At 64.7% G+C, this 19700-nt stretch carries 14 protein-coding genes and 1 tRNA gene; 13 read left to right on the plus strand and 2 right to left on the minus strand.

Annotation, left to right across the window (positions count from 1 at the left end; all coding sequences use genetic code 11):
• Positions 1-170 precede the first annotated feature (170 nt).
• The 4 genes from ACN0WF_RS04580 to ACN0WF_RS04595 all read left to right on the plus strand — a co-directional run bounded on the left by ACN0WF_RS04580 (position 171) and on the right by ACN0WF_RS04595 (position 4242).
• The gene (locus ACN0WF_RS04580) at positions 171-767 is read left to right on the plus strand and encodes a CarD family transcriptional regulator (RefSeq protein ID WP_417771599.1); all 597 of its coding nucleotides are present in this window, start codon (positions 171-173) and stop codon (positions 765-767) included.
• A gap of 448 nt (positions 768-1215) precedes the next feature.
• A complete protein-coding gene (locus ACN0WF_RS04585; protein WP_417771715.1) occupies positions 1216-2091 on the plus strand; it encodes an RNA polymerase factor sigma-32 in 876 nt (291 codons plus the stop codon).
• A 120-nt stretch (positions 2092-2211) separates the two neighbouring features.
• Positions 2212-3291, plus strand: coding sequence for a GDP-mannose 4,6-dehydratase (gmd, locus tag ACN0WF_RS04590; RefSeq protein WP_417771600.1), 1080 nt, complete (start codon positions 2212-2214; stop codon positions 3289-3291).
• 3 nt (positions 3292-3294) lie between these two features.
• Positions 3295-4242, plus strand: a complete 948-nt coding sequence (locus tag ACN0WF_RS04595; protein WP_417771601.1) for a GDP-L-fucose synthase family protein — start codon at positions 3295-3297, stop codon at positions 4240-4242.
• Positions 4243-4275: 33 nt separating this feature from the next.
• Here the strand turns inward: ACN0WF_RS04595 and ACN0WF_RS04600 are convergent, their stop codons facing one another.
• Positions 4276-7335, minus strand: a complete 3060-nt coding sequence (locus ACN0WF_RS04600; RefSeq protein WP_417771602.1) for an EAL and GGDEF domain-containing protein — start codon at positions 7333-7335, stop codon at positions 4276-4278.
• Positions 7336-7828: 493 nt separating this feature from the next.
• Here ACN0WF_RS04600 and ACN0WF_RS04605 point away from each other — a divergent pair.
• From ACN0WF_RS04605 to ACN0WF_RS04615, 3 genes are all read left to right on the plus strand, one after another.
• A tRNA-Arg gene (locus tag ACN0WF_RS04605) sits at positions 7829-7905 on the plus strand.
• A gap of 90 nt (positions 7906-7995) precedes the next feature.
• Positions 7996-8913, plus strand: coding sequence for a LysR family transcriptional regulator (locus ACN0WF_RS04610; RefSeq protein ID WP_417771603.1), 918 nt, complete (start codon positions 7996-7998; stop codon positions 8911-8913).
• Between the two features lie 195 nt (positions 8914-9108).
• The gene (locus ACN0WF_RS04615; protein ID WP_417771604.1) at positions 9109-10494 is read left to right on the plus strand and encodes an amidase; all 1386 of its coding nucleotides are present in this window, start codon (positions 9109-9111) and stop codon (positions 10492-10494) included.
• Positions 10495-10538: 44 nt separating this feature from the next.
• Here the strand turns inward: ACN0WF_RS04615 and ACN0WF_RS04620 are convergent, their stop codons facing one another.
• A complete protein-coding gene (locus ACN0WF_RS04620; protein ID WP_417771605.1) occupies positions 10539-11360 on the minus strand; it encodes an IclR family transcriptional regulator in 822 nt (273 codons plus the stop codon).
• A gap of 224 nt (positions 11361-11584) precedes the next feature.
• Between ACN0WF_RS04620 and ACN0WF_RS04625 the strand changes: the two genes are divergently transcribed.
• From ACN0WF_RS04625 to ACN0WF_RS04650, 6 genes are all read left to right on the plus strand, one after another.
• Complete coding sequence (locus ACN0WF_RS04625) at positions 11585-13123, plus strand: M81 family metallopeptidase (RefSeq protein WP_417771606.1); 1539 nt, start codon at positions 11585-11587, stop codon at positions 13121-13123.
• Between the two features lie 153 nt (positions 13124-13276).
• Positions 13277-14857 carry an ABC transporter substrate-binding protein gene (locus ACN0WF_RS04630; RefSeq protein ID WP_417771607.1) on the plus strand — a complete coding sequence of 527 codons (1581 nt, stop codon included), beginning with the start codon at positions 13277-13279 and terminating at the stop codon, positions 14855-14857.
• 142 nt (positions 14858-14999) lie between these two features.
• Complete coding sequence (locus ACN0WF_RS04635; RefSeq protein ID WP_417771608.1) at positions 15000-15941, plus strand: ABC transporter permease; 942 nt, start codon at positions 15000-15002, stop codon at positions 15939-15941.
• On the plus strand, positions 15941-16825 hold the full coding sequence (locus ACN0WF_RS04640) for an ABC transporter permease (RefSeq protein ID WP_417771609.1): 885 nt from the start codon (positions 15941-15943) through the stop codon (positions 16823-16825). Before ACN0WF_RS04635 ends, ACN0WF_RS04640 begins: the two co-directional genes overlap by 1 nt.
• Before the next feature lies 1 nt (position 16826).
• Complete coding sequence (locus ACN0WF_RS04645; protein WP_417771610.1) at positions 16827-18497, plus strand: ABC transporter ATP-binding protein; 1671 nt, start codon at positions 16827-16829, stop codon at positions 18495-18497.
• Between the two features lie 24 nt (positions 18498-18521).
• Positions 18522-19685, plus strand: coding sequence for a M20 aminoacylase family protein (locus ACN0WF_RS04650; RefSeq protein WP_417771611.1), 1164 nt, complete (start codon positions 18522-18524; stop codon positions 19683-19685).
• Positions 19686-19700 lie beyond the last annotated feature (15 nt).

Here is a 19700-nt window from a genome sequence, read left to right on the forward strand (position 1 = left end):
CGACTGGGGTTACATGTTCGGTCGACTGATCAGCGAATAACGGACGCCGGCGGCCCTGGATCGTACAGGGATCGTGGACGTGCGTTTCTCCGTGGAAGGGTGGGACGGCGCAGGGCCGGACTCGCCGACGGCCGCAATTGGCCGCAACTGCGCAGGAGTAGCATAGGCGTATGGCAACAACGATGAAGAAGACCGCGCAGCGACAGGGTTACAAGACGGGCGAGTTTATCGTCTATCCGTCTCACGGCGTCGGCCAGATCACGGCGATCGAGGAGCAAAATGTCGCGGGCTATGCGCTCGAGCTTCTGGTGATCAACTTCGAGCAGGACAAGATGACGCTTCGCGTTCCGGTAGCGAAGATCGCTTCCGTGGGCATGCGCAAGCTCGCCGAGCCCGTCGAAGTGAAAAAGTCTCTCGAGACGGTGCGTGGACGTCCGCGCGTGAAGCGCACGATGTGGAGCCGCCGCGCCCAGGAATATGAAGCGAAGATCAATTCCGGCGATCTGATTGCCATCGCGGAAGTCGTGCGCGATCTGTTTCGTTCCGACAGCCAGCCCGAGCAGTCCTACTCCGAGCGTCAGCTCTATGAGGCCGCTCTCGACCGGATGTCGCGCGAGATCGCTGCGGTCCAGAAGTGCTCCGACACCGAGGCGATCCGCCAGATCGAACAGAACCTCGCCAAGTCCGCCAGCCGCAAGGCAGCGGCCGCGGCCGCCGAGGAAGGCGACGGCGAGGATGGCGACGCGGAGCAGACCGAGGCTGCCTGACAGGAGCCCCCGCACGCGCGTTTTCGGACGTTGTTGCGGAGGCTTCCGCCCGGTACTCCGGTTGGATTGTTTGAAGGCCCGGCGCATGCGCTGGGCTTTTTTTTGGGGCCCGCGCTGGCGAGGCCTCGTCGCCCCGGTGTGACGTCCTCATAAGAGAATCTGATCTCAGGGTAACGGAAGTGCGATTTGCGCTGATCGATGAGGTGCTGCATTCTCGGACCAACTGATGTGGTGCCTGTCGATGCCACGGCCTGCTGCGTGCGCCCTCACCATGGATTGGTGTCCGCTCCTGCGGAAAACGGGGAACTGTCTTGTGCCTCGCACACAGTTGGATGGCGACAGGCAACCGCTCAAGATCACGCGGTCTCCGGTTGTTTCAAAGATTGTGAAATGAACCGAACGCCGGGGCCAGGCGTATACAAGACAGAGAACGCAAGACGCGGAGGAACTGACCGTGAGCTATCTTTCCGGCAACCGTCGTCAACTGGTTCGCGCAGCCATGAATGCGCCCTATCTCACCCGCGAAGAAGAACATGATCTCGCGGTCGCCTGGCGAAGCGATGGCGACGAGAGTGCCCTCGAGCGGCTGAGCCTTGCCCACATGCGCCTCGTCATCGCGGTTGCCGCCAAGTACCGCAACTTTGGCCTGTCCATGAGCGACCTTATCCAGGAGGGCCATATCGGGCTTCTCGAGGCTGCGGCGCGCTTCGATCCGGAGCGCGAAGTTCGCTTCTCTACCTATTCCACCTGGTGGATCCGCGCCTCGATTCAAGACTACATCCTCAGGAACTGGTCCATCGTGCGTGGCGGCACCTCGTCGACGCAGAAGGCTTTGTTCTTCAATCTTCGGCGGTTGCGGGCCAAGCTGTCGAGTGGTGTCACGCAGATCTCCGAGTCCGAACTTGTCGGCCAGATTGCCGAGACCATGGGCGTGAAGACGACCGACGTCGAGACCATGAGCGCCCGGCTGTCGGGGCCTGACACCTCGCTCAATGCGCCGGTGATGGAGGGCGACGGCTCGAGTTCCGACCGACAGGATTTTCTCGTCTCGCCCGATCCGCTTCCCGAAGAGGCTGTCGGCGTGGCGATCGATACCGAACGCAGGTCGCGCTGGCTGGAGAATGCCCTCGCCGTGCTTAGCGAGCGCGAACTCAGGATCGTGCGTGAGCGCAGGCTGAGCGAGGATGGCGCGACGCTGGAGGCGCTGGGGCAGAAGCTTGGCATCTCCAAGGAGCGTGTACGCCAGATCGAGAGCCGGGCACTGGAGAAGCTGCGCCAGGCGCTCCTCAAGGTGCAGCCCGACAAGATCGCCTACTGCGGGTAAAGAGGTACCTGCCCGCGGGCGCGTCGTTGCGGCCTGCCCGCGGTTGCCTGTCTTCGTTGAGTGCAGTAGGAGGAACCTCCATCGGGTCGTCCGCCGACCTGCGCTCAAGGGGAACAGTCGATGACAGCACCACGCGCCCTCATCACCGGCGTGACCGGACAGGATGGGGCCTATCTCGCCCGCCTGCTTCTCGACAAGGGCTATGAGGTGCATGGTCTCAAGCGGCGCTCATCCTCGTTCAACACCGGGCGCATCGACCCCATCGTGCAGGACCGGCACGACGCCGACGCACGCTTCTTCATGCACTATGGCGATCTCACCGACAGCTCGAACCTGATCCGCCTCGTCGGCGAGATTCGTCCCTGTGAGATCTACAACCTCGCGGCTCAGAGCCATGTCATGGTGAGCTTCGAAACGCCGGAGTACACGGCCAACGCCGACGCCATCGGCGTGCTGCGCCTGCTCGAAGCGCTTCGCATCCTCGGCATGGAGAAAGACTGCCGTTTCTACCAGGCCTCGACCTCGGAGCTGTTCGGCAAGGTTCAAGAAACCCCGCAGCGCGAGACGACGCCTTTCTATCCCCGCTCGCCCTATGGTGCGGCCAAGCTCTACGGCTACTGGATCACGGTGAACTACCGCGAAGCCTACGGGATGCATGCCAGCAACGGCATCCTGTTCAACCACGAAAGCCCTTTGCGCGGTGAGACGTTCGTCACCCGCAAGATCACCCGCGCGGTCGCGGCGATCGAGCTCGGCCTGCAGGAAACACTCTACCTCGGCAACCTCGATTCCAAGCGCGACTGGGGCCATGCCCGCGACTATGCCGAGGGCATGTGGCGGATGCTGCAACAGGACATGCCCGACGACTACGTGCTCGCCACCGGCGAGATGCATTCGGTGCGCGAGTTCGTCGAACGCGCCTTCGCGCGAACCGGGCGCGATATCGTCTGGTCGGGCGAGGGGGTGGACGAGACCGGCCGCGACAAGGCGAGCGGCAAGACGTTGATTGCCATCGATCCGCGCTATTTCCGTCCGACCGAGGTCGAGCTCCTGCTTGGTGATCCGACAAAGGCGCGCGAGCGGCTGGGCTGGCGCCACACGACCGGTTTCTCGGCGTTGGTCGACGAGATGGTCGATGCCGACATGGAGCTTCTGAGGACCGAGCGCCACGCGCGGCGCGCTTACGGACGGGACGAGTAGGACATGAGTGAAGCGAACCAGGACGGCCGGCGGCGCAGGATCTTCGTGGCCGGACATCGCGGCATGGTCGGCTCGGCGATCCATCGCCGGCTGGCGGGTGAGCCGGTCGAGGTCGTTACGCGCAGCCGTGCCGAACTCGACCTGTGCGATCAGAGCGCGGTGCGCGCCTTCTTCGCCCGGGAACGGCTCGACGCGGTGATCCTCGCCGCGGCAAAGGTCGGTGGAATCATGGCGAACTCCACGCAACCGGTGGAGTTCCTGCGCGACAACCTGCTGATCGAGACCAATGTGATCGATGCGGCGGCCGGGGCCGGGGTCGAGCGCCTTGTCTTCCTGGGCTCGTCCTGCATTTATCCGAAGCATGCCGAGCAGCCGATCCGCGAGGATGCGCTGATGACCGGGCCGCTCGAGCCGACAAACCAGTGGTATGCGGTCGCCAAGATCGCCGGCATCTATCTTTGCCAAGCCTACCGCCAGCAGCAGGGCCTTGCCTATATCTCGGCCATGCCGACCAATCTCTACGGCCCGAACGACAATTTCGACCTCAAGACGAGCCATGTCCTGCCGGCGCTGATCCGCAAGTTCCTCGAGGCCGCCGAGGCGGGCACGCCTCATGTCGAGATATGGGGCAGCGGCACGCCCTTGCGCGAGTTCATGCATGTCGACGATCTCGCCGACGCGGTGGTCTTCCTTCTCGACGCCTATGATGGCGCGGAGCCGCTCAATGTCGGATCCGGCCAGGAGATCTCGATCGGTGATCTGGCACGGTTGATCGCTCGCGAGACCGGCTATCAGGGCGAGCTGGCCTTCGATGCGGGCAAGCCTGACGGGACGCCGCGCAAGCTGATGGAGTCTTCGCGCCTCGCCAAGCTTGGCTGGGCGCCGCGGATCTCGCTGGAAGAGGGGATTCGCTCCACCATCGCCTGGTACAAGGCCAACCGCACGGATTGAAAGCTCGGACAGCCGGTTCCGAAGGAGTTGCGGTCAGGCTCCCTCGGGCGGAGCGGCGGGGCCGAGTTGCGGGCGCGGTGATCCGGCGCGGGTGCCTTGCATATAGTCACAGCCCAGGGCCTTGAGCGCGTCGATCTGCGCGTCGGTGGTCACCCCGTCCGCCGTGACGGTCATCCCCAGATGGTGCGCAAGCTCGATGAGGATGCGCACGATGACCGCGTCGCCGTTGTCATTGTCGACGTTGGCGACGAAGGAGCGATGGATCTTCAGCCGCGACACCGGGAAGTGCTTCAGGTGGGTGAGAGAGGCATAACCCGTGCCGAAATCGTCCAGCGTCAGCGTCACCCCGAGGCGGTGGAGCCCGTCGAGCGTCTCCGACACCCGGCTGACCGACCGGTCGAGCAGCGATGTTTCGGTGATCTCGAACGCCAGCCGCTCGGGCGGGACCGAGTATCGCTCCAGCCCCAGGCGCACGATCTCGATGAACCGTTGATCCCGCAGCGCTTCGGTCGTCAGGTTGAAGGCGACATGCCCCGGATCCTCGCCCGCGGCAAGGGCCGCGGAAATATTGGTCAGCGCCCGGTTGAGAAGCAGTTCGGCGTGGTGGAGCCCCAGGCCGCTTTCCTCGACGATGGCGAGGACCGTTTCCGGCGCAATTTCCTCGCCGAGGTGAAACAGTCGGGCGCGGGCCTCGTGGCCGATGATCCGGCCGGTCGCGAGCTCAAGCTTCGGTTCGAAGATGATGTCGACCTGGTCGTTGGCGTTATTGCTTTGGAGCTGTTCGGCCAGGTCGCGCCGTGTCTCGAGCCTCCGGCGCAGGTCTACGTCGTAGAATGTCCAGCCGTTGCGACCGGAATCCTTGGTTCGGTAGAGCGCGATATCCGCATTCTTCATAAGTTCAAGGGCGCTCGCCCCATCCTTGGGAAGCAGTGTCACGCCAAGAGACACGGCGGGAAGGAGCGTCGTGCCGTTGATGGTGACACGGGCCGTCAGGGCATGGTGCAACTTGTCGATCACCGCTTTGGCGACGGCCTCGTCGGACACGCCATGGATGAGGACCGCGAACTCGTCGCCTCCGAGCCGCGCCACGACATCGGTTCGTCGGGTGTTGCGACGCAGCCGGTTGGCGATGACGCAGAGCAGCTGGTCGCCGCCGTCGTGACCGAGCGTGTCGTTGATCGACTTGAAGTGATCGAGATCGAGCAGCGCGAAAACACCGCCCTCGTCCTGTCCGCGCGTGCCTGACAGCACGCAAGAAAGGTCGCGCATCATCACCGCGCGGTCAGCGAGGCCGGTCAGAGAATCGGTCTCGGCCATGTTGCGGATAGCAAACTCGGCCGTCTTCAGCGCCGTGATGTCGGCGCTCACGCCGACGGAAACGCCGCTCTCGGACAGGCGCTCGCGCACCTGGATCCAGCGACCGTTGGCAAGCTGGTGCATGGAAGGCGCCAGGTCTGCCTGGCGATGCTCCTCCATGCGTTTTCTCAGCCAGGCTTCCCGCTCGTCGGCGCTTGCACCCACGCCCTCGAACTGTCCCACTTCGACGCCGTGCCGCAGGATTTCCTCGAAGGTGGCTCCATGGAGAATTTCCGGCTCGCTGAGAGCGTAGAAGTCGCGGTAGGCCTCGTTGCACAGGATCAGCCGGTCGTTCGTGTCGAAGGCGGCGATGGCGTCTGGGATGGTTTCGATCACATCGTTCAGCAGCGAGCGGGCCGTTTCCAATTCCCGCTTCTGCTCCTCGTCGCCGGTCACGTCGATGAAGCTGACGATGACCTCGGAAACGTCGGTGTTCTGATAGACGATCTGGTTTGCGTTGAGACGAAGCCAGCGGGTCGATCCGTCGGGCAGTCGCACGCCGATGATCTCCCCTTTCATCGGCTTTCCGGAATTCAGGGCCATGGCAGCGGGCATGTCGCTCTTCGAGCGCGGGCTACCGTCGGCGAAGAGGGTCATCCAGGTGTCGTCGAGCGGCTCACGCCCCAGAAGTTGCTCCTCGGTCTGGCCGAGAAGGCGACATGCTTCAGCATTGCACTCGATGATCTGACCGTTCTCGCTGACCCGCAGCATGCCGGCGGCGACGCCGTCGAGCGTGGCGGTGAGCCGCTGCTGCGCCGTGACAAGGTCTGTGATGACCGTCTGAACGCCGATCGATCCGGCGATCGATCCGTCGGCAGCGAACAAGGGGCGAACCTGGATGTCCGCCCAGTAGCGATCACCGTTGCGCTTGCGGTTCAGAACCTGGCTTCGTATCTCGCGGCCTTCCGCGAGAGCCGCGTCGATCTCGGAGGTGGCTTCTGCCTTCGTATTCGTCCGGGGGGCTTCCAGGAACTCGGAAGGGCGTTGCCCGACCACGTCGTCCAGGGAGTAGCCGGTGAACTTGCTGAAGGCGGGATTGACCCATTCGATGCGGCCTTGCACATCGCACAGGACGATCAGGTTGCCGGTGGCATTGATCACCAGGTCGGAGCGGCGCAGCATCCGGTTGAGGCGTTCGCGGTCGGTGACATCGCGGCTGACCCCGCGGTAGCCGGTGAAGGTGCCCGCGTCGTCGAACATCGGCTCTGCGTTCATCTCGATCCATCGCCGGCTGCCGTCGGGAAGTTGGAGTGGATGGATGAAATCGTTGATCGGCTGTCGAGACATCGCCTTTGCGACAAGGCTTGCCCAGAGCGGATAGTGGGCCGGGTCGACGCCCTGGAGTTCCCAGCCGGTCTTGCCGAGCCAGCGGGAGAAGTCGAGACCGAAGCGGGTGTCGTCGCCATAGACCGCGCTGAACCGCAGATCCGGTCCGGTTTCCCAGACCCAGTCCGAGGAGATCTTCAGAAAATCGCTGATCCTCTTGTGGGTTTCTTGGAGCGTTTTCTCGGCTGTCGCGCGTTGGGTCTGGTCTACGGAAATGCCAACGCCGCCGACAATCGCGCCATTGTGCCAGACTGGCGATATGGAGGTCTCGGAAATGATGCGCCCGTGCGCCGTGTCGAGCTCGCGGCTGTAGCGGATGTGCTCGCCCGCAATGGTGCGCAGATGAAGATCGAGCCAGACACGGCCCTCGTCGGGGCCGACGCGTGCCTCAGTTGGCAAGAGTCCGATCAAGGGGCCGTGGGTTTCCCTGTCGACGCTGCTTTGCGCAAGGTAGCGCCCGTCCGTGTCGAACATCCAGGCGGGTTGGGGGAGGCAATCTATCGCGGCGAGCAGGCGGGCGTGGTCAGATGGGCCGTCGTACCCCGTCCTGATACTTTGCGATGCTGGGCTCATGCGTCAAAATCTCTCGGTGAGCCGATGAAGCGCGCAGGTGCACAGTTGGCTCAATTCGCCTGTTGTACGTATTTTTGTGTTCTTTGAAATTTTTTCTCATTCTTACCCTACGATACATTTCGCTTTTATTAAGCAGCTTTTTTGTGCTGAAAATTAAATCAGGGCGCGTTTGCGTGTGCGGGCTGATGCTTTCGTATCTCGTGTGCGTTGTGGGATGTGCGACCAAGGAAATTGATTTTTTGCACCGATTTGCTATCAAGCGCCTGTGTCGTCCCCTGTGGCGACGCGGTAGAATGCGGTTGCAGGCCGGGTTTTCGGTCGTTGGCTTCAGGGTCCCGTAGCTCAGCAGGATAGAGCATCAGATTCCTAATCTGAGGGTCACAGGTTCGAATCCTGTCGGGATCACCACTTTCCTTCCTCCGCATGCTTGTCACGCCCTGAATTGCGCTTGCACGCCGGCTCTGCCATGGAATGAGCGGAACTGCGGAGCGGGGTGTCATGCAGCTGCAGGCGATTGCCTATTTCAACGAGCTTGTGAAGTGCCGGTCGATCCGTCGGGCGGCGCAGAACCTGGGCGTGTCGCCGACTGCCGTGAGCCGGCAGCTCGAGAATCTCGAGTATCACTTCGGCGCGCCGCTGGTGGAGCGTGGGGCCCGCGGTATCGTGCTGACGGCGGCTGGCGAGCAACTGGCCGTGCATGCGCGCACGGCGATGCGCGAGTTCGACCAGGCTCGACAGTTCATCGACGACATGCGCGGGCTGAAGCGTGGCGATGTGTCCGTGCATGTCAACGGCGCGACCGGCGGGGCGATCCTTGCAGCCGGCCTTGCAGAGTTCCACAAGCTCTATCCGGCTGTGCAGGTCTCCGTGCAGGAGGGGTCGGCGACGGAGGCCTTGCGGGCTGTGGCCGCCGGCGACAGCGATCTGGCCCTGACGATCTTCTCGCCCCACGACCCGCAGGTCGTCTGCCGCTGCCGGTTTCCGCTTTCGCATTCCGCGATCCTGTCGCCGGATCATGCCCTGGCGCGGCAGGCCGAGATCGGTCTCGAGGACCTGGCGCGCTACCCTCTGGCCCTGCCTGACACTTCCTTCAGTGTACGCCGGCTGATCGAGGAGCGGCTGAGGCAATCGGGCCTCCCGCCAGCTTGCGTCACCTTCTCCGTGGCGTCGATCACGGTGCAGAAGGAGCTCGCCCGGCTGGGGGCGGCAATCCTGGTGCTGCCGCGGCTTTCCGTGGCCCGTGACATCACCGCGGGGGCGCTTGTCGCGCGGCCCTTTGCGTCGGACATCGTCATCGATACGAGCCTGCAGCTTAGCTTGCGCAAGGGCCGCACACTGACGTTTGCCGCCGAACGGCTGGCCTCTCATCTGGAATCCCGGCTGCGCGCCTATCGGGAAAGCGGCATTCTTGATTGAGTGCTCCGGTTTCCGTTGCACTATGCTCACAAAATTGACGTTGCATTGACACTGCCAGGTTGTGCAGGCTGGCGTTCGTGATGGTCGGGGAGGGCCTTCTCTTCCTGGCGATCAGGTGCCGACCGTGCCATGCCGCGGTCCCGACATGATCCTGCAGGCAGCCATCCGGTTGCCTTTCCAGCCGAGTGGAGCGACATGAGCGACCTGCTATCCCTTTCCGCCCGAGACATCCTTTCTTCCTATGCGTCGGGGTCGTTCTCGCCGAGCGAGTACATGCGTGCGCTGGTCGAGCGTGTCGATGCGGTCGAACCCAAGGTCGCGGCGCTCTACCTGTATCGCCCCGAGCAGGCTCTCGCGGAGGCGGACGCCTCGACCGCGCGCTGGAAGAAGGGCGAGCCCGTCGGGCCGCTCGACGGCCTGCCGATCAGCATCAAGGAAATGATCGCGACGAAGGGGGATCCGGTTCCCAACGGCACGGCGGCCGTGGACCTCGTTCCCGAGCAGGAAGACGCTCCGGCGGCGGCAAGGCTGCGCGAGGACGGAGCCATCTTCTTCGCCAAGACGACGGCGCCGGACTACGGCATGCTGAGCTCGGGTCTGTCGAGCTTTCACCATCTCAGCCGCAACCCCTGGGACCTCGGTCAGAATCCGGGCGGCTCCAGCGCCGGTGCCGGCGCGGCAGGTGCGGCAGGCTACGGCCCGGTGCACATGGGCACGGATATTGGTGGCTCGATCCGTATTCCGGCCGCCTGGTGCGGGCTCTTCGGCTTCAAGCCGACGCAGGGGCGCGTGCCGGTCTATCCCTATTATCCCGGCCGCTGCCACGGGCCGATGTCGCGCACGGTCGACGACAGTCTTGTCGTCATGGAGACGCTCACCCGGCCGGACGCGCGCGACGCCACCTCGGTGCGCCATGAGAATCTCGACTGGAACGTCGCGCCGGAGAGCGTGAAGGGGCGCAAGATCGGTCTTATGCTCGACGCCGGCTGCGGCATCGCCGTCGATCCGGAGGTGCGTGCGGCCATCGAGGCGGCGGCTCGCCGGTTCGAGGCGGAAGGCGCCGAGATCGTCGAACTCTCGCCCTTCATGACGCCCCAGATGCTCAACGGCGTCGATGCGTTCTGGCAGGCCCGTTTCTGGTCGAGGATGCGCGACATGTCGCCGGAACGGCGCGCGAAGATCCTGCCCTTCATTCTCGAATGGGCGGCGTCGGCCAAGGATTATGACGGTGCCAGCGTCGCGGCGGGCTTCGACCAGATGCTTGCCATTCGCGATGCCGGAGCCCGCGCCCTGATGCAGGTCGAGGCGATCCTCTCTCCGGTCAACCCGATCGTCGGCTTCCCGGCCGAGTGGGCCGGACCGACCAACGATCCCAAGCGTTCGCTCGACCACATCGGCTTCACGATGCCCTGGAACATGGGCGACCAGCCGGCTTGTTCGGTGCACTGCGGCTTCTCGTCGTCAGGCATGCCGATCGGCCTGCAGATCGTGGCCAACCGTTTCGAGGATCTGACAGTGCTGGGGCTTGCCCGCGCCTATGAAAGCTGGGTGGGACCGATCACCGAGTGGCCGGAGCTCTGACTGTCATGACCCGTCTCGCCGTGGTGCGCCAGTCTGCTTCTTGTTCAGCGAGCCGGCCGTTCCGGCCAGCTCCGACTGATGGTGGCGGCGGCGGCCATGGCGAGCGGGGCGACGTGACGGGCGTAATCTTCCGGTTGCCATTCGGACAGGGAGCCGGCGACGTGGATCGCGCCGACGGGGGTTCCGTCGAGGCCGCGAATGGCGACGCCGATGACGATCTCGCCAAGCAGCACCTGTTCCTGTGCGAGAGCGAAACCCTCACGGCGCGCTTCGGCCACCTTGGTGCGGATCGCGTCGGGGTTTGTGAGTGTCCTGAGAGTGATGGCACGCAGGTCGCTGCGCGCCAGGATGTCGTCGACCTCGGCCTCCTCGAGGCTTGCCAGGATCGCCCAGCCGCCGGAGGTGGCGTGGATCGGCACCGCATGACCGACGAGCGTCGAGGTCAGGATCTCGCGCTTGCTTTGCAGGCGCTGGGCGTAAACCAGGCGCAGGTCGTCGCGCAGGCTGAGATCGACGCGTTCACGCACGGCCCGGCGCAGTTCGAGGAGCACGGGCGTAGCCCGCACGATGACCGGGTTGAGGCGCTGGTAGTCGTGCGAATGGTCGAGGATGCGGATGCCGGGAACGTAGCCGGAATCCGCCGGATCCCGGTCGATATAACCAAGCTCTCGCAGGGTGAAGACAAGCCGCTGGACGGCGCTGCGGCCGATGCCGGCGCGGTCGGCCAGTTCGCCGAGCGACAGCGGGTGCTCGGCGCCGCGAAAGGCGGACAGCACACGCAGGGCACGGTCCACGGACTGGACGAAAAGCGGATTGTCCCTGTCGGCCTGTTCGTCGGCGGTGGTCGGTTCGGAGCTTATCGTCATCTGGTTCCGTTCGTCTTGGCTCGAAAGCCTCTCGTCGCCGCGCAAAGGCATTGACGAAAGTAGCAAGGGCGTCCTAACCTGAAATCAATACAACTGTATCGCATAACGATATACCGCGCTGGAGTGAACTTGGCCATGGATTTCCTGACATTCCAAGGATTCGCCTTGATCGGGGCACCCGGCTCCGGCGCAAGCCGATACCCTCTCGATGGGAGGGAGAGCGCGTGACAAAGCGTGTGGCGTTTGCCGGTTTTCTTCATGAGACCAATACGTTCGCTCCGACAAAGGCGACGATCGAGGATTTCAATCACGGCGGCGGACACATTCCCATCAGCCGTGGTGAGGAAATTCTGGAGCGCGCGCCGGGTGTGAACATCGGCGTTGCCGGTGCGCTCGAAGTTGCCCGCGACAGGGGGTGGGAGGTGGTTCCGCTGTTGTGGACCGTGGCCATCCCCTCGGCACATGTGCGCAGGGACGCCTATGAGGCGATCGCCGACGAGATTCTCGCGCGACTGGCCGACGCAGGTCCGCTCGACGGCGTCTATCTCGATCTTCACGGCGCCATGGTCTGCGAGCATGTCGACGATGGAGAGGGCGAGATCCTGGAGCGCATCCGCCGCGCCATCGGGCCCGATGTGCCGCTTGCCGCGAGCCTCGATCTGCATGGCAACACCACCCGCCGGATGGTCGACAACGCTGACGTGCTGGTCGCCTATCGGACCTATCCGCATGTGGACATGGCGGAGACTGGCCGGCTGACGGCGGAAATGCTCGACCACGTGATGAACCACGGCCGGCTTGCCAAGGCGATGCGGCGGGTGCCCTATCTCATCCCCATCCCCTGGCAGTGCACGACCATCGAGCCGGCCCGCAGTCTCTATGCGCGGGTCGCGGAGATGGAGCGCGGCGACGTCGTCTCGGCTTCCGCGCTGATGGGCTTTCCGGCTGCCGATTTCGACGAATGCTCGCCCGTGGTGCTGGCCTACGGTCGCACCCAGGAGGCGGCGGATCGCGCCGCCGACGAGCTTCGCGACCTGTTTCTTGCAAGCGAGGGCGCCTTTGCCGGAAGGGCCTATGCGCCCGAGGAAGGGGTGCGCGAGGCCATGCGCATCGCCGCGGGCGCATCAAAGCCGGTGGTGATCGCCGACACGCAGGACAATCCTGGAGCCGGCGGCGATTCAAACACCGCAGGCATGCTGCGCGCGCTGGTCAGCGAAGGGGCGGAGCGGGCCGCGCTTGGCCTGATGGTCGATCCGCAAGCGGCCGCCGCCGCTCATGCAGCGGGCGAGGGCGCGGACGTCCGCCTGTCGCTCGGCGGCAAGAGCGGGGTTGCCGGCGACGAGCCGTTCGAGGCGACCTTCCGGGTCGAGAAGCTCTCCGATGGGCGCTTCCGCACCAGCGGGCCGTTCTACGGCGACACGGAGATGGATCTCGGACCGAGCGCCTGTGTCTCCATCGGTGGCGTCAAGGTCGTTCTGGCGAGCCGCAAGGTGCAGCTCGCCGATCAGGAAATGTATCGCTACGTCGGCATCGAGCCGCTGGAGCAGGCGATCCTGGTCAACAAGAGCTCGGTGCATTTCCGTGCGCATTTCGAGCCGATCGCCGAAACGGTGCTGGTGTGCACCGCGCCGGGGCCGATGGCTCTCAACGCATATGATCTTCCGTTCCGGAATCTCGAGGCGGGACTGCGGCTGTCGCCGCAGGGACCCAGCTTCACGCCGCCGGCCGGCGGCGTGGCGCAGGAGGGTCCCATGGTCTCCTAGGAGGCGCCGGGAGGAGCTGCTTCGATCACCGGCAGAAACAAGGCCGGGGCAGGGGCACGAACATGGCAGCAACTGAACCAAAAAAGGGGAACAGGCATGTTGGATTTGAAGACCGGGGTCCGCAAGGGGACCGCGAAAAGAAAGACGCCGGGCATGCGCCGGGCCGTCGGCGGGGTCATGGCCGCGGCCATGCTGGCCTCGACCGGGCTTTGGTCGCCGGCTTCGGCCGAGGAGAAGGTGATCACCGCGGTGATGCACTCGGGCCTGCGCGTGCTCGATCCGGTGCTCACCACCGCTCATATCGTGCGTGATCACGCCTACATGATCTATGACGTGCTGATCGCGCAGGACGACAAGTTCGCGCCGCAGCCGCAGATGGCCTCATGGACGGTGTCCGACGACAAGCTCGTCTACACCTTCACGCTGCGCGACGGCCTGAAATTCCATGACGGCGCTCCGGTGACGGCGGCCGACGCGGAATCCTCGATGAAGCGCTGGGGCAAGAAGGACTCCGGTGGCCAGCTGATTTTCGACCGCACCGAGAGCCTGACCGCGACCGACGACAAGACGCTGGTCTGGACGCTCAAGGAGCCGTTCCCGCCGTTCCTCGACACTCTGTCGAAGCAGTCGGCGCTGCCGCCCTTCATCATGCCGAAGCGGATTGCCGACACCTCCGTCGACAGCGCGATCACGGAATACATCGGCTCCGGGCCGTTCAAGTTCGTGGACAGCGAATATCAGCCCGGTGTCAGCGTCACCTACGAAAAGTTCGATGGCTACGTGCCGCGCGACGAGCCGGCGAGCTGGATGGCCGGCGGCAAGGTCGTCAAGGTCGACAAGGTCAAGTGGGTGAGCATGCCCGACGCCCAGACCGCGGTCAACGCGATCATGTCGGGTGAGATCGACTACATCGAGCAGCTGCCGATCGATCTTCTGCCGATCCTTCAGTCCTCGGACGAGGTCACCACGGAGGTCCGCGATCCGCTCGGCTTCCAGACCATGGGTCGCATGAACTTCAAGTATCCGCCCTTCGACAACAAGAAGGTGCGCCAGGCGGCGATGATGGCGATGAGCCAGGCCGATGTCCTCGGCACGCTGGTCGGCAACCCGGACTACTTCAAGATCTGCGGCGCGATCTTCGGCTGCGGCACACCGCTGGCCGATCCGACCGGATCGGAGACGCTGGTCAACGGCGGCGACGTCGAGGGCGCCAAGAAGCTCCTGGCGGAATCCGGCTATGACGGCACGCCCGTCGTTCTCATGCAGCCGACCGATGTGGTGACGCTGACCGCTCAGCCGGTTGTTGCCGCCCAGGCTCTGCGCGAGGCCGGCTTCAACGTCGACATGCAGCCGATGGACTGGCAGACGCTGGTCACCCGCCGCGCGTCGATGGCCAAGCCCTCGGAGGGCGGCTGGAACCTGTTCTTCACCAACTGGGGCGTGCCGGAAATCAGCTCGCCGCTGGTCAGCGCCATGCTGAACGGCCGTGGTGACGAGGCGTGGTTCGGCTGGCCGAAGGACGACGAGCTGGAGGCGCTTCGCGAGGAGTTCATCGCCGCCGCCACGCCGTTCGAGCAGCTTGAAGTCGCCAAGAAGATCCAGGCTCACACACTCGACAACGTGATCTACATCCCGCTCGGCCAGTACCTGACGGCGCAGGCCCGCAGCAACAAGCTGGTGGACATGATCCCGTCGCCGGTGCCCGTGTTCTGGGGCATCGACAAGACCGAGTGATCCCAAAAAACGATTGGCCCGGCCTCGCGCCGGGCCAATTCGCCGGCCGATCCGACCGGACAGCGACGGCTCCCTCCCGGGCCGGCCGCCGGTCGTTCGAGCGGTCTTTCGCGAACCAGACTGGGAAGGGATCATTCCTCCGATGATCGGTTACATCCTCAAGCGATGCCTCGCCGTCATTCCGGTGATGGTCATTGTTGCGATTTTCGTGTTTCTGCTCCTGCGGCTGACGCCCGGCGATCCGGCGGCGATCCTCGCCGGCGATGCGGCAACGCCCGCGCAGCTTGAGCGGATCCGCACCTCGCTCGGCCTCAACGATCCGCTGCTCGTGCAGTTCGGCACCTGGATGGGGCAGCTCTCCCGCGGCGATCTCGGTATCTCGCTGATCTCCAACACGCCGGTGATGGGCATGATCGGCCAGCGCATCTGGCCGACGCTCAACATCGCGCTGCTGACCATCACGCTGTCCGTGCTGCTCGCCGTGCCGATGGGCGTGCTCGCCGCCTGGCGTCACCGCACTGCCGTCGACTACGCCGTGATGACTTTCTCCGTTCTCGGCTTTTCCGTGCCGGTCTTCGTCATCGGCTATCTGTTCATCCAGGCGTTCTCGATCGAGCTGCACTGGCTTCCCGTGCAGGGCTACACCGCTCCGTCAAAGGACTTCGGAAAGTTTCTCTCCAAGGCGATCCTGCCGAGCCTGACGCTCGCGACGATCTACATCGCGCTTATCGCGCGCATGACTCGGGCCAGCATGCTGGAGGTTCTCGGCGAGGACTACATCCGCACCGCGCGTGCCAAGGGCGTCGCCGAGCGAGGGGTGCTGTTCCGCCATGCCCTCAGGAACGCCGCCGTCCCGATCATGACGATCATCGGCACCGGCTTCGCGCTGCTCGTCAGCGGCGTGGTGGTCACCGAAAGCGTCTTCAACATCCCCGGCATCGGCCGGCTCACCGTCGACGCGATCCTGGCCCGCGACTATCCGGTCATCCAGGCGATGATCCTGCTGACCAGCGGCCTCTACGTGATGATCAATCTCCTGATCGACGTCTCCTATAGTCTCATCGATCCGAGGATCCGCTACTGATGGCCGCGACACCGCAACCCGTTTCCGGCATGCAGCGGGCGCTCGGCCTGCTGTCGCTGCCCGGCTCCTGGCGCCTCGGCGTCGGCCCGACGATCGCGGCACTCGTGCTCGTCCTCATCGTTATCGCCTGCGCCTTCGCGCCGCTCTACATTCCGCATGATCCGCTGTCGATCGACGCGCTCAACCGGCTCAAGGGGCCGAGCGAGACCTATATGCTCGGCACCGATGCCTATGGTCGTGACATCTTCTCCCGCGTTCTCATGGGCGGTCAGATCTCGTTGCTGATCGGCATCAGCGCCGCGCTGGTCAGTGTGTTCCTGGGCCTTGCTATCGGTCTCGTCTCAGGCTTCTTCCGGATGGCGGACGCGATCATCATGCGGGTGATGGACAGCCTGATGGCGATCCCCTCGATCCTTTTGGCCATCGCGCTGGTCGCTCTCAACGGGCCGAGCCTGTGGTCGGTGATCTGCGCCATCACCATTCCCGAGGTTCCGCGCGTCGTGCGCCTGGTGCGCTCGGTCGTGCTGTCGGCACGCGAGGAGCCCTATGTGGAGGCGGCCATCGCTCTCGGCTCCTCGACACCCAAGATCCTGTGGCAGCACCTGATGCCCAACACGCTGGCGCCGCTCACCGTGCAGGGAACCTACATCTGCGCCTCGGCGATCCTGACGGAGGCGATCCTGTCCTTCCTCGGCGCCGGCGTCAGCACCGAGATCCCGACCTGGGGCAACATCATGGCCGAGGGCCGGCTCTACTTCCAGATCAAGCCGATGCTGATCTTCTGGCCCGGCCTGATGCTGTCCTTCTGCATTCTGTCGATCAACCTGCTCGGCGATACCGCCCGCGATCTGCTTGATCCGCGGCTCAAGAAGCGGGAGGCGTGACATGAAGTTCAAGTCCAGGAGCTTTGAGGACGCACCGGTCGTCCTGTCCATCGAGGATCTCGTCGTCCAGATCGACGGCCGTCCCGAACACCAGGTCCTGAAGGGCATCAGCCTGGAGATCCGCGCCGGCGAAACCGTCTGCCTGGTCGGCGAGAGCGGGTCGGGCAAGTCCGTCACGTCGCTCGCCACCATGGGGCTGTTGCCCAAGGGAGCGCTGGAGACCGCCGGCGGGCGTATCCTGCTCGAGGGGCGCGACCTGCTCGGCCTCAGCGCGCAGGAAATGCGCGACATGCGCGGCGTCCATCTGTCGATGATCTTCCAGGAGCCGATGACGGCGCTGAACCCGGTGATGCGGGTCGGTGACCAGATCGGCGAGATGCTCGACACCCACGTCAAGCTCGGCACCCGCGAGCGGCGCCAGCGCATTCTCGACATCATGGAGCAGGTGCATCTGCCGGATGTCGAGCGCATCTTCGGTTCCTACCCGCACGAGCTGTCCGGCGGCCAGCGCCAGCGCATCATGATCGCCATGGCGCTGATCCTGGAGCCGAAGCTGCTGATCGCCGACGAGCCGACAACGGCGCTCGACGTGACCACCCAGCAGCAGATCCTCGGCCTCGTCGCCGAGCTGCAGGAAAAGCATGGTACCGCGGTGCTGTTCATCACCCATGACATGGGCGTCGTCGCCGAGATCGCCGACACCGTGCATGTCATGCGCCACGGCGAGATCGTCGAGCAGGCACCGGTGGAAACGCTGCTGCGCAATCCGCAGCATGCCTATTCCCGTGATCTTCTCGCCGCCGTGCCGAGCCTCGTTCCCCGGCATGCGCGCGACGAGCGGCAGGGCGGCAGCGAGACGGTTCTCGTGGTCGACGACCTGCAGAAGAACTACGGCAAGTCGGGCTGGTTCGTGAACCGGGAGCCGACACGGGCGGCGCGCGACGTCTCCTTCACGATCTCGCGGGGACGCACGCTCGGCATCGTCGGCGAGAGCGGCTCCGGCAAGTCGACGGTCGCCCGCTGCATCATGCGGCTGATCGATCCGACCGACGGCAGCATCAAGGTGGCCGGCCAGGAGATCGCCAGCATCGGGCGTCGCGAGCTGCGCGGCGTGCGCAAGCACATCCAGATCGTGTTCCAGGATCCGTTCCGCTCGCTCAATCCGCGCTGGACCATCGGCGACAGCCTGATCGAGGGGCCGCTCAACTATGGCCAGCCGCGGGCCGAGGCGCTTGCCCGGGCGGGAGAGCTCATGGAGATCGTCGGGCTTCCCGCCGATGCGCTCGGCCGCTATCCGCACCAGTTCTCGGGTGGCCAGCGGCAGCGCATCGCCATTGCCCGGGCGATCGCCATGGAGCCGGATGTGCTTGTCGCCGACGAGGCGGTTTCGGCGCTCGACGTTTCGGTGCAGGCGCAGGTTCTCGATCTGCTCGACGATCTGCAGAAGAAGCTCGGCATCGCCATCCTGTTCATCACCCACGACCTGCGCGTCGCCGCCCAGATCTGCGACGACGTGGTGGTGATGCAGCGCGGGCGGATCGTCGAGCACGGCGCCGCCAGGAGTGTGCTCGCCCACCCGAAACACCCTTACACGAAGGCGCTGATCGAGGCTGCTCCGGGGCGTGGCTGGGATTTCGCGAATTTCAAGGAACTGGCCGTGGCTGAGGCCTGAGGTCGCAAAGGGACGGAAAGAAAAATGGCAGTCATTTCCCGTATCGCCGAGTTCGCACCGGAACTCACCGCCATCCGCCAGGATTTTCACGCGCATCCGGAGATCGGCTTCGAGGAGGTTCGCACCTCGGGCAAGGTGGCTGAGCTGCTCGCCTCCTGGGGCATCGAGGTGCACACCGGCATCGGCAAGACCGGCGTGGTCGGTATTCTTGAGGGAACCGGCGGGGCGGGCCGATCGGTGGGACTGCGCGCCGACATGGACGCGCTGCCCATGGACGAGCACACGAACCTGCCCTTTCGTTCGCAGTCGCCCGGCAAGTTCCATGGCTGTGGCCACGACGCGCACACCACGATGCTGCTGGGCGCGGCGCGCTATCTCTCCGAGAACCGCGATTTCACCGGCCGGGTGGTCTTTATCTTCCAGCCTGCCGAGGAAGGTCTTGGCGGCGCGCGCGCGATGATCGCCGACGGTCTCTTCGATCGCTTCCCCTGCGACGAGATCTACGGCATGCACAACAACCCGCTTGCGGCCGAGAACGAATTCGGCGTCAAGCCGGGGCCGGCGATGGCGGGGGCGAGCTTCTTCGACATCACGGTCAACGGCGTTGGCAGCCATGGCGCGGCGCCGCACCACTCGAAGGATCCGATCGTCATCGCCACCGCGCTGGTGCAGCAGCTTCAGTCGATCATCAGCCGCAACGTGCCGCCGACCAGCGCGGCCGTGCTGTCGGTTACCCAGATCCATTCCGGTTCGGCCTACAACGTGGTGCCCGACCAGGCCGTGATCTCCGGCACGATCCGTTATTTCGAGGACGAGGTGCGCGATCTCATCCATGACCGGGTGAGCGCCATGTGTGCCGGCATGGCGCAGAGCTACGGCGTCGAGATCGTGCCGGACCTGCGGCCGATCTTCTCCGTGCTCAACAATGATGCGGCTCTGTCGGATGCCTATCTGGAGGCCGCTCGCGACATTGTCGGGGCAGAGAAGGCGACCTACACGAAGCAGGTCAATTCGGCGAGCGAGGACTTCGCCGACATGCTGCAGGTCGTGCCGGGCGCCTATTGCACGCTTGGTCACAAGGGTGGCGTGCCGGTGCATAATCCGGGGTTCATCCTCGACGATGACATGTTGCCGGTGGGTGCAAGCATTCTTGCGCGCATCGTCGAGCGCCGCCTCGAGGCGGCCTGACCCCTTCCGCATCCA

Source organism: Stappia sp., assembly GCF_048268045.1.
Lineage (GTDB): Bacteria > Pseudomonadota > Alphaproteobacteria > Rhizobiales > Stappiaceae > Stappia.

Bases quoted from the DNA above. Each gene is read 5' to 3' on its own strand.
- ACN0WF_RS04580 (WP_417771599.1), top strand. From the start codon at position 171: ATGGCAACAACGATGAAGAAGACCGCGCAGCGACAGGGTTACAAGACG.
- gmd (WP_417771600.1), top strand. From the start codon at position 2,212: ATGACAGCACCACGCGCCCTCATCACCGGCGTGACCGGACAGGATGGG.
- ACN0WF_RS04595 (WP_417771601.1), top strand. From the start codon at position 3,295: ATGAGTGAAGCGAACCAGGACGGCCGGCGGCGCAGGATCTTCGTGGCC.
- ACN0WF_RS04610 (WP_417771603.1), top strand. From the start codon at position 7,996: ATGCAGCTGCAGGCGATTGCCTATTTCAACGAGCTTGTGAAGTGCCGG.
- ACN0WF_RS04615 (WP_417771604.1), top strand. From the start codon at position 9,109: ATGAGCGACCTGCTATCCCTTTCCGCCCGAGACATCCTTTCTTCCTAT.
- ACN0WF_RS04620 (WP_417771605.1), bottom strand. From the start codon at position 11,360: ATGACGATAAGCTCCGAACCGACCACCGCCGACGAACAGGCCGACAGG.
- ACN0WF_RS04630 (WP_417771607.1), top strand. From the start codon at position 13,277: ATGCGCCGGGCCGTCGGCGGGGTCATGGCCGCGGCCATGCTGGCCTCG.
- ACN0WF_RS04635 (WP_417771608.1), top strand. From the start codon at position 15,000: ATGATCGGTTACATCCTCAAGCGATGCCTCGCCGTCATTCCGGTGATG.
- ACN0WF_RS04640 (WP_417771609.1), top strand. From the start codon at position 15,941: ATGGCCGCGACACCGCAACCCGTTTCCGGCATGCAGCGGGCGCTCGGC.
- ACN0WF_RS04645 (WP_417771610.1), top strand. From the start codon at position 16,827: ATGAAGTTCAAGTCCAGGAGCTTTGAGGACGCACCGGTCGTCCTGTCC.
- ACN0WF_RS04650 (WP_417771611.1), top strand. From the start codon at position 18,522: ATGGCAGTCATTTCCCGTATCGCCGAGTTCGCACCGGAACTCACCGCC.